General features: G+C 44.1%; 9 protein-coding genes and 1 pseudogene. 4 read left to right on the top strand and 6 right to left on the bottom strand.

Annotated features, from left to right (window positions below):
- Window positions 1-185: 185 nt before the first annotated feature.
- On the bottom strand, window positions 186-1,598 hold the full coding sequence (pykF, locus tag QTN95_RS16275) for a pyruvate kinase PykF (protein WP_269377533.1): 1,413 nt from the start codon (window positions 1,596-1,598) through the stop codon (window positions 186-188).
- Between the two features lie 431 nt (window positions 1,599-2,029).
- On the opposite strand from pykF, the gene QTN95_RS16280 reads away from it, so the two are divergent.
- The 4 genes and pseudogenes from QTN95_RS16280 to QTN95_RS16295 all read left to right on the top strand — a co-directional run bounded on the left by QTN95_RS16280 (window position 2,030) and on the right by QTN95_RS16295 (window position 5,715).
- Window positions 2,030-2,791 carry a DeoR/GlpR family DNA-binding transcription regulator gene (locus tag QTN95_RS16280; protein ID WP_331418187.1) on the top strand — a complete coding sequence of 254 codons (762 nt, stop codon included), beginning with the start codon at window positions 2,030-2,032 and terminating at the stop codon, window positions 2,789-2,791.
- Window positions 2,792-2,876: 85 nt separating this feature from the next.
- Entirely contained in the window at window positions 2,877-4,709 is a 1,833-nt protein-coding gene (gene glmS, locus QTN95_RS16285) for a glutamine--fructose-6-phosphate transaminase (isomerizing) (protein ID WP_331418188.1), read from the top strand.
- Between the two features lie 233 nt (window positions 4,710-4,942).
- Window positions 4,943-5,081 (top strand): annotated as a pseudogene (locus QTN95_RS16290) (sugar kinase); the annotation flags it as partial.
- Window positions 5,082-5,091: 10 nt separating this feature from the next.
- A complete protein-coding gene (locus QTN95_RS16295) occupies window positions 5,092-5,715 on the top strand; it encodes a bifunctional 4-hydroxy-2-oxoglutarate aldolase/2-dehydro-3-deoxy-phosphogluconate aldolase (protein WP_331418189.1) in 624 nt (207 codons plus the stop codon).
- Window positions 5,716-5,871: 156 nt separating this feature from the next.
- Here the strand turns inward: QTN95_RS16295 and QTN95_RS16300 are convergent, their stop codons facing one another.
- The 5 genes from QTN95_RS16300 to QTN95_RS16320 form a co-directional block, all read right to left on the bottom strand.
- Window positions 5,872-6,402, bottom strand: a complete 531-nt coding sequence (locus QTN95_RS16300; RefSeq protein WP_138970713.1) for an MltR family transcriptional regulator — start codon at window positions 6,400-6,402, stop codon at window positions 5,872-5,874.
- A gap of 59 nt (window positions 6,403-6,461) precedes the next feature.
- Window positions 6,462-7,610 carry a mannitol-1-phosphate 5-dehydrogenase gene (locus tag QTN95_RS16305; RefSeq protein WP_331418190.1) on the bottom strand — a complete coding sequence of 383 codons (1,149 nt, stop codon included), beginning with the start codon at window positions 7,608-7,610 and terminating at the stop codon, window positions 6,462-6,464.
- A gap of 113 nt (window positions 7,611-7,723) precedes the next feature.
- Entirely contained in the window at window positions 7,724-9,676 is a 1,953-nt protein-coding gene (locus QTN95_RS16310; RefSeq protein WP_331418191.1) for a PTS mannitol transporter subunit IICBA, read from the bottom strand.
- Window positions 9,677-10,181: 505 nt separating this feature from the next.
- A complete protein-coding gene (locus tag QTN95_RS16315; RefSeq protein WP_331418192.1) occupies window positions 10,182-11,264 on the bottom strand; it encodes a TRAP transporter substrate-binding protein in 1,083 nt (360 codons plus the stop codon).
- A 256-nt stretch (window positions 11,265-11,520) separates the two neighbouring features.
- A complete protein-coding gene (locus QTN95_RS16320; protein WP_331418193.1) occupies window positions 11,521-13,281 on the bottom strand; it encodes a lysophospholipid acyltransferase family protein in 1,761 nt (586 codons plus the stop codon).
- Window positions 13,282-13,416 lie beyond the last annotated feature (135 nt).

Here is a 13,416-nt window from a genome sequence, read left to right on the forward strand (position 1 = left end):
AGCGCATTACTCACTTGCAAGAGGAGGCGATACACCATGTCTTGCCCATTAAACGAGAAGAGCGGATATATCCGAGAGCAATAAAACCAAAGGCAAAGAAATACCCCAATAAAAAGAAAGCCAGTCAGCTTAACTGACTGGCATTAGGCTAAAGCCCTCTTTTTCTATTTCAGTAAACGCTCTGATTATAGAACGTGTACAGAAGCTGTGTTAGTTGTGCCTGATGCAACTAGAGCACCAGAAACCATCACAACGATATCACCTTTGTTACCTAGGCCTGATTCTAGAGCAAGTTCTTTACCCGCTACGTAGAATGCGTCAGTGCTGTCGATTGAATCAACAACAACTGGAGTAACACCTTTAGTTAGAACTAGCTGAGCAGCTGTCTTAGTGTTAGTTGTTAGAGCTAGGATGTTTGCAGTTGGGAAGTACTTACGTACTGAACGTGCAGACTTACCACCTTCAGTTGCAACAACGATTAGTGGTGCAGCTAGTTTTTCAGCTGTATCTACAGCACCTTTACATACCGCTTCAGTGATACGTAGACGTGGGCTGTCTAGACGAGAACCTAGCTCAGCTTTTAGAGCTGAATCAGTGCGGTTCGCGATTTGAGCCATGATAGTTACCGCTTCAACTGGGTACTTACCTTTCGCTGTTTCACCAGAAAGCATTACTGCATCTGTGCCGTCCATAACTGCGTTAGCTACGTCGCCAGCTTCTGCACGAGTAGGGCGTGGGTTGTTGATCATTGAATCAAGCATTTGAGTCGCAGTGATAACCATCTTACGAGCACGGTTACACTTCTCGATCATCATCTTCTGAGCGAAGATTACTTCTTCAGCTGGGATTTCAACACCTAGGTCACCACGAGCAACCATGATACCGTCAGAAAGCTCTAGGATCTCGTCGAAGTTATCAACACCCTCTTGGTTTTCGATCTTAGAGATGATGTGGATGTTTTCACCGCCATTTGCAGCGAGTACTTCACGGATCTCTTGAACGTCAGACGCTTTACGGATGAATGATGCAGCAACGAAATCAACGCCTTGCTCACAACCGAATTTCAGGTCGTTTTTATCTTTTTCAGATAGAGCTGGTAGGTTTACAGATACGCCTGGAAGGTTAACACCTTTGTTTTCACCTAGTGCACCGTTGTTAAGAACTTTACACTTAACTTCAGTGTCAGTCGTTGCAACAACTTCCATTTCGATTAGACCGTCGTCTACTAGGATAGTGTTGCCAACATTTAGGTCAGCTGCAAAACCAGCGTAAGTTACTGCTACTTTGTCTTTGTTACCAACAACTGAAATGTCAGTTGTGAAAGTGAACTCTTGACCAGCTACTAGATCAACGTCGTCGCCGTTTTCTAGTTTGATAGTACGGATTTCAGGACCTTTAGTGTCTAGAAGGATAGCAAGTGGTTTGCCAGTCTCTTCCATTACTTTACGGAAGTTCGCGATACGAGTGCCGTGCTCTTCGTAGTCACCGTGAGAGAAGTTAAGACGCATAACGTTCATGCCTGCATTTACTAGTTCAGTTAGCTTCTCTACAGATTCAGTTTTAGGGCCAATCGTACATACGATTTTGGTCTTTTTCATGGAAGATTCTCTCCGGTCGATAGATTTACAATTTAAAAGTCGGTTATTGGTCTGAAGCAACTACAGGTGTTGAGGCATTTTGTGCCTGCCAACTTATTAACACGGTAGTGGTTTATGTCGGCTCCATAACTGAAAGTCTTTCACCAAGTTTAGTCATTTTATGACCAACTGGTTGGGATTTTAGGCCGCATTTCTGTGACAACACTAGGATATATTAGTTAGGTTGCAAAAAAATAGCGGTCATTTCTGTAATTTATTTTCTTTTCGGGTGCGAATTCTACCACCGAATCATTTCAATATCACTGGTTAAGAATTGTCTTAGGACAAGGTTTTTGCGCTATTTATTAATTTTTTGGATCAAAATAAATGGACTTAAATCTTTCGACTTGACTATAATTGCTTTCACTTCGAAACTTAGAGGCAAAGATTAAATGTCGAAACGAAACACGCAGCTAAGAAGGCATGCGATTTCTAACCTTGTAAATGAAAAAGGAGAAGTCAGTGTCGAAGCTCTATCCATTCAGTTTGAAACATCTGAGGTAACGATCAGAAAGGATCTGGCTTCTTTGGAAAAGAATGGGCAGCTACTTCGTCGCTATGGTGGTGCGATAGCATTACCGAAAGAAGTCGTTAGCGATGAAATGAGTGAAAATGTTTCGGTTCGAAAGAATGAGTTGGCTCAAGCCGCCGCAAAGTTGATTCGAGAGCATAACCGTATTGTCATCGATAGTGGTAGCACTACAGGGGCGTTAATCAAGCAGCTTGATGGGATGAGAGGGCTGATCGTGATGACCAACTCACTCAATGTTGCGAATGCACTTAATGAACTTGAAAGTGAGCCGACTTTGCTAATGACGGGGGGCACTTGGGATGCACATTCAGAGTCGTTTCAGGGGCAGGTGGCAGAATCTGTTCTACGATCATATGACTTTGACCAATTGTTTATTGGAGCGGATGGTGTCGATCTCGAGCGAGGTACAACTACGTTCAATGAGTTGGTTGGCCTGAGTAAAGTTATGGCTGAAGTCTCGCGGGAAGTCATTGTTATGGTGGAATCAGAAAAGATTGGTCGCAAGATCCCTAACCTAGAACTGGCTTGGGATGTGATTGACATATTGATTACAAACAAAGACTTAACCCCAGAGTTTAAAGAAAAAATTGAATTTCATGGCGTGAAAGTGGTTTGCGCCTAACCAAAATACCAAATTTATAAAACTTAACTCTCCGAATATGGCCTTTGCTTGCTGCCAATCGGAACAAACACAAGGGAGTTGAACTATGTGTGGAATCGTCGGTGCGGTAGCACAGCGAGATGTTGCAGAAATCTTAGTCGAAGGCTTACGTCGCTTAGAGTACCGTGGCTACGATTCAGCGGGGGTTGCGATTGTTGATAGCCATTCTAATCTGACTCGTCTGCGCCGTTTAGGTAAAGTGCAAGAACTTGCTGATGCTGTAGATGCGGCGCAAGTTATTGGTGGTACAGGGATTGCCCATACACGTTGGGCAACTCATGGCGAGCCTTCAGAGATCAATGCACACCCTCATATGTCAGGTGATATTGCCGTTGTGCACAATGGTATTATTGAAAACCATGAAGAGTTACGTGAATTATTGAAATCACGTGGTTACGTATTTGAGTCTCAAACAGATACAGAAGTTATTGCTCATCTAGTCGAATGGGAGCTACGTACCTCGCAATCGTTACTCGAAGCGTTTCAAAAAACGGCTCAGCAGCTGCATGGTGCATACGGTACCGTGGCTTTGGATCGTAAAGATCCTTCTCGTATTGTGGTTGCGCGTTCAGGTAGCCCAATCGTCATTGGTTTTGGTGTAGGCGAAAATTTCCTAGCTTCAGACCAACTGGCACTGCTTAACGTAACTCGTCGCTTTATGTACCTTGAGGAAGGTGATGTAGCTGAAATTACCCGCCGTGAGGTGACGGTGTTTGATGAGAGTGGTGAACGTGTTGAGCGTGAAATCATTGAGTCCAATGCAGAGCATGATGCTGGTGATAAAGGTCAGTATCGTCACTTTATGCAAAAAGAGATCTACGAACAGCCGACCGCTTTAATCAACACCATGGAAGGACGTATCACTTCAGATTCGGTCGTAACGGAATCTATTGGGGTCAATGCGGCAGAGATCTTAAGCAAAGTCGAGCATATCCAAATTGTAGCCTGTGGTACGTCATACAATGCTGGTATGACTGCTCGTTACTGGTTTGAAGATATTGCTGGCCTAAGCTGCGATGTAGAAATTGCATCAGAGTTCCGTTACCGTAAGTTTGTCACTCGTCCAAACAGCTTGCTGATTACCTTGTCTCAATCTGGTGAAACGGCGGATACCCTTGCTGCTCTTCGCCTAGCAAAAGAGAAAGGTTACATGGCGGCAATGACCATTTGTAACGTAGCGGGTTCATCGCTAGTACGTGAATCAGATTTTGCGTTTATGACTCGCGCAGGGGTAGAAATTGGCGTCGCTTCAACGAAAGCGTTCACTACTCAGCTATCTGCGTTACTTATGCTAGTCACTGCTTTGGGCAAGCAACAAGGCCGTATCACTAAAGAAAAAGAGAAAGAGATCGTAGAAGCATTGCATGCGTTACCAAAACAAATCAACGCAGCGCTTTCCTTTGAAAAAGACATTGAGGAATTGGCGACCGACTTCGCTGACAAGCACCATACTCTGTTCCTTGGTCGAGGTGAGTTCTACCCAATTGCGATGGAAGCTTCTCTTAAACTTAAAGAGATCTCTTACATTCATGCTGAAGCTTATGCGGCAGGTGAATTGAAACATGGTCCTTTGGCATTGATTGATGCTGATATGCCAGTTGTTGTGGTTGCACCAAGCAATGATCTACTTGAGAAACTAAAGTCGAACGTAGAAGAAGTCCGAGCTCGTGGTGGTCTACTGTATGTATTTGCTGACGCAGACGCAGGTTTTGAAGCGGATGAGACAATGAAGATCATCACTATGCCTCACGTTAGTGACATTACCGCACCAATCTACTACACCATCCCGATGCAGTTGCTGTCATACTACGTGGCTCTGATTAAAGGTACTGATGTTGACCAACCCCGTAACCTAGCCAAAGCGGTAACGGTGGAATAACGGTTTTTCGAACCGCAGAAATGGTTCCATTAATGGTAGCGTTCTTGCCGGAACGCTACCATTTTTTATTTTCTACGCTCAGAATCTATCGAGTTTTTGCTATCTGACCCAAGGTTAAACTTGAAAGGTGTGGGCGTTTTTCGATTTGCAATGACTCTGCGGCAAAGTTTTGGCTGCGTGAGCGAGCGTTACTATCATTGGTCAAAGATTTCTGCCAGTATCAAATGATCTATTTTAGCGCTGGTTATCTAGCAAAACGAATTATTAGGCGGAGATCTTGCCGAGTCTGCGCTTGCTGGGCACAAAGTGGCTGGTACTGTTATTCAACATCGTGGTGCGATTATTCCAAGCCAAGCGATGCCAATTATTTAAGGAACCTGAAATGAAAGATCTTAACCAACAACTTGCAGAAATTAAAGTTGTCCCTGTCATCGCAATCAAAGATGCTGGCAAAGCGGTTAAACTGGCACAGGTACTCATTGAGAATGGTCTTCCGTGTGCAGAAGTTACTTTCCGTACAGAAGATGCGGCATTGGCGATCAAAAACATGCGCGAAGCTTATCCAGAGATGCTAATTGGTGCGGGAACCGTGTTAACAAGTGCGCAAGTCGATGAAGCGATTGATGCGGGTGCCGACTTTATTGTTAGCCCAGGTTTCAACCCAACGACGGTAAGATACTGTCAACAGCGCAAGTTAATGATTGTCCCTGGCGTTAACAACCCAAGCTTGGTTGAACAGGCGATGGAAATGGGTTTACGCACCCTGAAGTTTTTCCCTGCGGAGCCTTCAGGAGGTGTCGCTATGCTTAAAGCGTTATCTGCTGTCTACCCAGTGAAATTTATGCCTACAGGTGGTGTTAGTCCAAGTAATGTAAAAGACTACCTAGCGATATCGTCTGTTTTAGCTTGTGGCGGTACTTGGATGGTTCCTGGTGAGCTTATTGATAACGAGCAGTGGGATGATTTGGCGAAACTGGTACGTGAGGTGGCAGGTATTATTGCTTAGCACTCATCGATTAACTTTCATTTAACGCCTGCGATGACGCAGGCGTTTTTGTATCTAACGTTGCTGTTTATTACAAATCACTATTTTACGAGCTTACAAATCGATAGGAGACCGCTTTCGATGGCATGATCTGAGATAGGAAAAGCCTAATGGGCGTTAGAATGGGCTCTCTTTACCGAGTTCATTGCAGATTGCAACAATCGCCAAAGAAAGCCCTGATTTAATAATCTGTTGCTGGCGTTGAAGCTGAAGCTGGTAAAACTCTAAATCGATATCGCCATCTGGCTCTGAAACCTCTAATTGAACCATTCCCATAGTTTGAACCAAATTGAGTTTTTTTATCGGCGCCAGGATGGTTGGATCAGTAAAATCGTAGTCGGTGGCATCGCTATTGAGCGTATTTTTGATTTTGATAATGTCTTCAATGTCGTGGTAGACGTTATCGGGAAGTACACCTAGACCATAGAGTAGTTTTAAACGTACCGACAGATTACCTAGTGGGCCGGAATCATGCAGTAAGGGACCAACAACAGATTGCACCGCAAAGTTATCTTTTTGGAAGATTCTCTGTATTAGCGCGTCAATTGACTCGTCAAATACATCTACGGCAGCAATGAAAAAGCCACGCACCGAAGGGGCGCTATTGAGTCGCTCTATTATTTCAGTTTCACTAATTTTCTCTGCCATATACTGAACTAATTACTTTGTTGTAAAGGGGAGGTTTAACTCCCCCTAGTTTATTGTCGTTATAGTGTCTCGAAGATCGCTTTGATCTTGGTGACTTCTTTACTGTGTTCTTTTAAGCCAGTGTAGAGAGCCAGCGTTTTACTAACGCCTAACTCTTTTAGGCTCTTTTGCAACTCAACGGCCTGTGGATCATCGCTGTTATGGTACTTAAGTGCAGCTGCAATTCCTTTTAAAAGCGTTTTATTTTCAGTGCCATACTCGATTGTACCCAGTAATGGCTTCACTAATCTATCGTTTGCCCCTAATTTACGAAGAGGTTGTCTTCCAACGCGATCCACTTCATCGACTAAATAAGGGTTAGCAAAGCGGCTGAGGATCTTGTCTATGTATGCGTTGTGCATGTCTGGGGCAAAACCATAACGACGAATGAGGACTTCACCACTCTCACGCATTGCTTGTTTAACATCGGCGTAAATTTCGGGATCTTCTATCGCTTCACGGATTGTGCGATGACCTTTAAGGCAGCCTAAGTACGCGGTGACGCAATGACCTGTATTGAGCGTGAATAATTTTCGTTCTACAAACGCCATTAGGTTATCGGTTTTCTCCATACCTGAAATATCAGGAATTTCTCCTTTGAACTGCTGCTCATCGACGATCCATTCACTGAAACTTTCCACCGTCACTTCGAGTGGGTCGTCATTCGCAGCTTCCGCTGGTGGGACAATGCGATCGACAGCCGAGTCTACAAATCCGACTAGCTCATCAGCCTTCGAATGAAGCGATGCATCGAGATGCTTGTATACCTGGCCTTTTAAGTGAGTCGTACCTCGGATCATGTTTTCACATGCGATGATGTTGAGTGGCTTGTTGTTATTAACGGCAAAACGTCTAGTAATACCTGCCGCAATGGTTTTGGCAATGATGTCTAGTACATTTGGTCCAACCGCCGTTGTCACCAAGTCGGTTTTAACAATACGATCAATCACCTCTTCACTCGCCGAGTTCACTGCGGTGACATGAGTCACTGTGTCAATTTTGCACTCTGTACCAACAACTTTGACTTTATATTCTTGCTTATGACTAAGTTGATCTACCAAAGGGACGTCAACGTCAGCAAAAGTGACTTCTACGTCTGCATCTGCCAGCAATTTACCAATGAAGCCACGACCAATGTTACCTGCACCAAAATGGACTGCGTTTTTCATAATACTTACCTACCAAAATCTAAAATTAGACGAAATCGAATCTAGGTTGAGGTCAACCGCATAGGGGGTGACAGCTGACCTCAGTTTGCTCAGGAGCAAAATATAAGAAGCAATTAGGCTGCTTGTTGACCGCCAAGGATGGTGAGAATTTCTTCTATGTCCTTAGTGCTTGTCAGTTTTTCAATTGCTTCAGGCTCATCAAGCGCGTTTGTGATGGTGGTAATGACTTGAATGTGTTCGTCGTTTTTGGCTGCAATGCCGATAACAAGTTTTGCGATATCTTCGTCGTCTTCTGTAAATTGGATACCTGCGGGGTATTGGCAGATAACGATGCCTGTTTTCTTCACGCGGTCTTTTGCTTCAACCGTACCGTGTGGTACTGCAATTGACTCACCAAGATAAGTGGGTGCAAGCGCTTCACGCTCAAACATCGCGTCAACGTATTCGGGTTCTGCGTAACCCAGTTCCACGAGTTTGTTTCCCGCAAAACGAATTGCTTCCTCTTTGCTGTTCGCTTGTAAACCTAAATGAATGTTTTTACGTTCAATCTGGAATACTGATGGCTGCTGTGGTTCATAGTTATCATCGTTAGCAGCAAGTACAGAGACTTTGGTAAGTTTGTCATCGTTCGCTGCCGATTGTTTCTGTGCTGCAAGCAGCTTCATGACTAGCTGGTTGTACATTTCGCTGTCTAGAAAGTTAGTCAATGAAATGTGTTGTGCATTTGGTGCGTGTTTACGAGCTCGATCGGTCAAATCTTTGTGAGTAATCACAATATTGGCACTCTCTGTTAAGCTGTTGATAGCAAGATTGGTAACGCTGATGTTGAGACCCGCGGATTGAACTTTTTTACGCAACATACTTGCCCCCATCGCGCTGGAGCCCATACCTGCGTCACATGCCACTACGATGCTTTTTACATCGGCAAGTTCTGTATTGCCTTTGCTTTGGCTGTGTGCTGCTCCATTTGATTTAGATGCCGCTTTCATATCTTTCATCTGTGATGTTGCTTTTTCTAGCGCTGCCTCATCACCATCTTCCTCTGTTGACGTTTGTGTCTTCATTAGCACGGCTGCCACAGCAAATGATACGCCGGTTGCTGCGGCAATTGAGGCCAGTACGCCAACGATGGAAGCTTTTTGTGTCATCAGTAAAATCGCGAAGATAGAGCCAGGAGAAGCCGGAGACACAATTCCTGCATTGAACATCACAAGAACGAAGACACCTGTCATACCACCTGCAATTGCTGCAAGAATTAAGCGTGGATTCATTAGAATGTACGGGAAGTAGATCTCATGAATACCGCCAAAGAAATGGATAATCGAAGCACCACTGGCTGTTTGTCGTGCGGTTCCTTTACCAAACACCATGTACGCAAGCAGAATACCTAAACCAGGACCTGGGTTAGCTTCGATCAGGAAGAAAATAGATTGTCCTGCTTCTGAGGCTTGCTGGATCCCCAGTGGTGAGAAGATACCGTGGTTAATGGCGTTGTTAAGGAATAGGATCTTCGCGGGTTCAACAAAAATGGAGGTCAAAGGTAGAAGGTGTGCTGACACCAAGAAGTTTACGCCAGCCGCTAGGCCTCCGGATAGAACTTTGACAAACGGACCGATAAATAGATAAGCAAGAATGGCGCAAATCATGCCGATGATGCCCGCTGAGAAGTTGTTTACCAACATCTCAAAACCACTTTTCACTTTACCGTCAATGTAGTTGTCGAATTTTTTGATTGCCCAGCCACCGAGTGGACCAACCATCATAGCGCCCATGAACATTGGGATGTCTGTGCCGACAATCACACCCATAGTGGTGATTGCGCCGACAACAGCTCCTCGTTCTCCACCAATTAACTTACCGCCGGTATAGCCGATCAGTAATGGCAGGAGATAGGTAATCATAGGCCCAACCATGGATGCTAGTGTCTCATTTGGCAGCCAGCCTGTTGGGATAAATAGTGCGGTAATAAAGCCCCACGCGATAAACGCGCCAATGTTAGGCATTACCATATTAGACAGAAAACGACCAAAATTTTGTATCTTGATCTTCGCATCTGGTGATATCATAGGAGTTCCCCGTTTGATGTTCTGATGAATATTGTAGTAGTACGGTTCGCCAAAACCGCTTGATTGCTTAGTACCTAATCAATTTACCACACAACTTTCTTTTAGAACTGACAACGGGTTTTTTGTGATATCCCTCTCTAAATTCGCCTATATCAAACCTTTTTTTAGTGACCAATTACCCTTTCTGACAATGTAATTTTGCTACAAATTCAAAGATACAAAATTGTCAATAATATTTTAATGTTTTACGTCTCAATAATGAAATATCATGGCTGTGATTGAGTGTGATTTAGATCTCTTAATGATTATGATTTTTTCGGGATTTGTTACTTAATGTGATGCTCATATCAATTGGCGTCTGTGTAAAATTTAATCAAATGGTGATCTGCATCTAATTTTGTTGTTTTTGTAGCAAAGTAACAATTAACAAAAGCCTGAGTGTCGATATGAACTGGACTTGGTCTGTTATGAAAAGAGGGGCAGAGTAAGTCTCTGCCCGCTAGGATTATTGAGTGCTATCTAGATAGGCTTTTGATGAGATATCTGTCCACGCACGCACTTTAGCTAAGTATTGCTTTTGAGATTCGATAATTTCTTTAGCTAACACATCTTTTTCGGCTTGCTCTGCGAGTAGTTCAGATGTAGCAGCTTGCATTGCATGAAGTACTTCAGGTGGGAAATCCCTCACTTTTATATCAGGATACTCTGCACTCATAGTTGCCCAGCTATTTGCGTTCGCATCTACCGCTTGGGTATACATATCAAACGCACTGACACGAAATGCCGTTTCGAGAATGGTTTGCAGATCTTTAGGAAGCTTGTCCCAAGTCTTCTTGTTGACTAGGAATTGTGTTTCGGATCCTGGTTCATGCCACGCGGTGTAATAGTAGGGAGCAATTTTTTGAAATCCCATACGTAGATCAAACGCGGGCCCTACCCATTCAAGTGCATCGATGGTTCCGCGTTCAAGTGATGTATAAAGTTCCCCCGGAGCAATGTTTGTTGGCGCAGCGCCAACTTTTGCCATGACTTCGCCGGCAAAGCCCGGAATACGAATCTTAAGCCCTTGTAAATCTTCTACCGAATTAATCTCTTTTTTAAACCAACCGCCCATTTGAATGTCGGAGTTGCCACCTGGAAACGACAATAGGTTATGTGGTGCATAGACTTTTTCCATTAACTCCATACCGCCACCACGGTAAAACCAAGCATACTGCTCGGTTGAAATCATACCGAAAGGCATCGAAGAAAAGTAAAGTGTATTGGGCACTTTTCCTTTCCAGTAATAAGAGCTCGAGTGACCTAAGTCGTATTGGCCTGATTTTACTAAGTCAAAAATGCCAAGTGGTGCTTTATGTTTGTTTGCAGAGTCGATACGAATTTGTAGTCTGCCATTAGACATTTCATCTGCCAGCCTCGCCATGTTTTTTGTGGCATCGCCTAATATAGGAGTATTGGGCCCCCATGTTTCGGCGAGCGTGAGTCGGTAGACTTTCTCTGCGGCGAGACTTGAAAATGACCCTAGAGCTAATGAACTCGTCAGCACTCCAGCGAGCACTGTACGAAGTGTTATTTTAATTGGCAGCATAACGATACGACTTCCTTGTTGTTTTGTGTGTCTAGAGCTAGCTTTTCTTCTGTTGATTTTTTCGTCAATCTAATTTTTGTTCGTCGGATTGCACTTGGATTGGAGTGTATGACTACATGAAAGATAATTATTAGAATGTAGTGGTGGAGTTAGGGGTTTATATGCACCTAAATGATAGGAAGCGAGGGGTTATTTAGAGAATAATTCCGCTGACAAAAGTGCTGCATGTGTCACGCAGCACTGAGTCGTTAGATAACTATTCTGAGGTTTGATGATAACTGAGATAGTGTTGAGCTTGTTCAAGCCCCATATATCGCGCCAATGTCTTACTATCAACTTGTCTGAGATCGACAACGATTAAGCCATCCAAGGCATTGTTGAAGTCAGGATCAACGTTGAAAGAGATAAGTTTGCCGTTTAAGGCGAGGTATTGGCGCAATAAAACGGGTATTCCCTTTCCTTGATCAATACGAGCAACGACTCGAGCCAAGAGTTGAAGATCCCTCAGCGCAGTTAGCATGCTGGTATTCCAACTGTTGTCTGATTTAGGGAGTGGGTTCGATGGAGAGACATGCTCTGCCTTTGCTGCATCACAATAGTGTAATGTCATACACTCGGCGAGCAACTGTCTGGTCTGCTCACTGTAATCGTTGCTGATACTGACTGGGCCGAACAGATGCGTGTATTCAGGATGGTGAGAGACGAACGTCGCGATACCTTTCCATAGTAGCAATAGAGCGGTCATACTTTTTTGATACGGTAGATCAATCACGGATCTTCCCATCTCAATGGATTTCCCCATACTGGCTATAAATGGCATGTCGTAATGAAACAATGTACGGGAATAAAGACCTTCAGTCCCTATGGCACTTAGAATTTCGTCGACTAAACCAAGTCGATAAGCACCGACCAAGCATTGGTTTTCTCTGTCCCAAACAAATAGATGACGGTAATAGTGATCAAACTGATCAAGATCCAACGCTAGCCCTGTACCTTCACCCGCTCTTCTAAAGTTAGTTTCTCTGAGTCTGCCTATTTCATGCAGTAGCGAAGGGATATTCTCTGAGAAGGTGCAGTACACATCGAATTCACCACTTGAAAGTAGCCGATGATCACTGGGCAGATTATCGAGATCTTCAAGTAGATCTTTTAGCGGCAAAGGCTGAGCGACGGGAAACTCGTTTTGCGATGACGATGAATCGATAGACTTAGATTGGACTAAGTGCTGAAGCAGGTATGTATTGAGACGCAAATAGTTGGTCATTTGCACATCGGTTAATCCTTTTACTTCGCGGTATTGAATCGCAGAACCGATAGCGATCTTTATAGTCTGTGTTGACTTGTTAAGCAGTTCCCTGCCCAGCATTAAGGTGCGAAGTAGGGGATGTACCTTCCCCGCCAAATAGAAGCGTTTTGAATTCTGTCCATTGATAAAAACTGGCACTGTGGTAGCGCCTGATTTGCGGATTAAACTGCTGACAGAGCGGCTCCACTCTTTGTCTTCTAAGCGCTGCGCTTTACTATCGACGAGTTGAGACACTTCACCGGCGGGAAACAGCAGGATTAGCCCATTATTCGCAAGATGCTGATGGGCTTGACGAAGTGCTTTTAAGTTCGCTTTCTGAGCGCTATGACCCGCAAACACATCGACACCAATAAAGAGCTCATCGAGCTCAGGAACCGTTTTTAGATATTGATTGGCGAGAATTTTTACATCTTGACGAATGGTGAGCAGCAGCTCAGCAAGTATCACCCCTTCTACGCATCCAAGGGGGTGGTTTGCAACGATCACCGTCGCGCCAGAAGCTGGAATCCCTCCTTTAGTGCCATGGCTGACATCATAATCAATACCAAGCACTTCGAGAGTGAACCTGATAAATGCTTGGGTATCACAACCTGCGGGGCGTTGGGCATAAAACCGTTCGAGTTTACTTAGTCCTGTTGCCCATTCAGCGATGGACTCGGCGAAGCGAAATGGCGTTTTTTTTGGTAGACGAAATGGGCTAGAGGTTTGCATTTTATTCTCTCTACGGCTGTATTCGTTGTGAGAATAGATAAGCGAAGTTTCAATAAGGCTGCATTTCAATGAGGAATTGGTGACAAAGCGATGACGCTCTTGTTACGTGATTTTATGTCTAGAAAAGATGAAAAA

It is taken from the genome of Vibrio sp. M260112 (genome assembly GCF_036533775.1).
Taxonomy (GTDB): Bacteria; Pseudomonadota; Gammaproteobacteria; order Enterobacterales; family Vibrionaceae; genus Vibrio.

Bases quoted from the DNA above. Each gene is read 5' to 3' on its own strand.
- pykF (WP_269377533.1), bottom strand. From the start codon at position 1,598: ATGAAAAAGACCAAAATCGTATGTACGATTGGCCCTAAAACTGAATCT.
- QTN95_RS16280 (WP_331418187.1), top strand. From the start codon at position 2,030: ATGTCGAAACGAAACACGCAGCTAAGAAGGCATGCGATTTCTAACCTT.
- glmS (WP_331418188.1), top strand. From the start codon at position 2,877: ATGTGTGGAATCGTCGGTGCGGTAGCACAGCGAGATGTTGCAGAAATC.
- QTN95_RS16295 (WP_331418189.1), top strand. From the start codon at position 5,092: ATGAAAGATCTTAACCAACAACTTGCAGAAATTAAAGTTGTCCCTGTC.
- QTN95_RS16300 (WP_138970713.1), bottom strand. From the start codon at position 6,402: ATGGCAGAGAAAATTAGTGAAACTGAAATAATAGAGCGACTCAATAGC.
- QTN95_RS16305 (WP_331418190.1), bottom strand. From the start codon at position 7,610: ATGAAAAACGCAGTCCATTTTGGTGCAGGTAACATTGGTCGTGGCTTC.
- QTN95_RS16310 (WP_331418191.1), bottom strand. From the start codon at position 9,676: ATGATATCACCAGATGCGAAGATCAAGATACAAAATTTTGGTCGTTTT.
- QTN95_RS16315 (WP_331418192.1), bottom strand. From the start codon at position 11,264: ATGCTGCCAATTAAAATAACACTTCGTACAGTGCTCGCTGGAGTGCTG.
- QTN95_RS16320 (WP_331418193.1), bottom strand. From the start codon at position 13,281: ATGCAAACCTCTAGCCCATTTCGTCTACCAAAAAAAACGCCATTTCGC.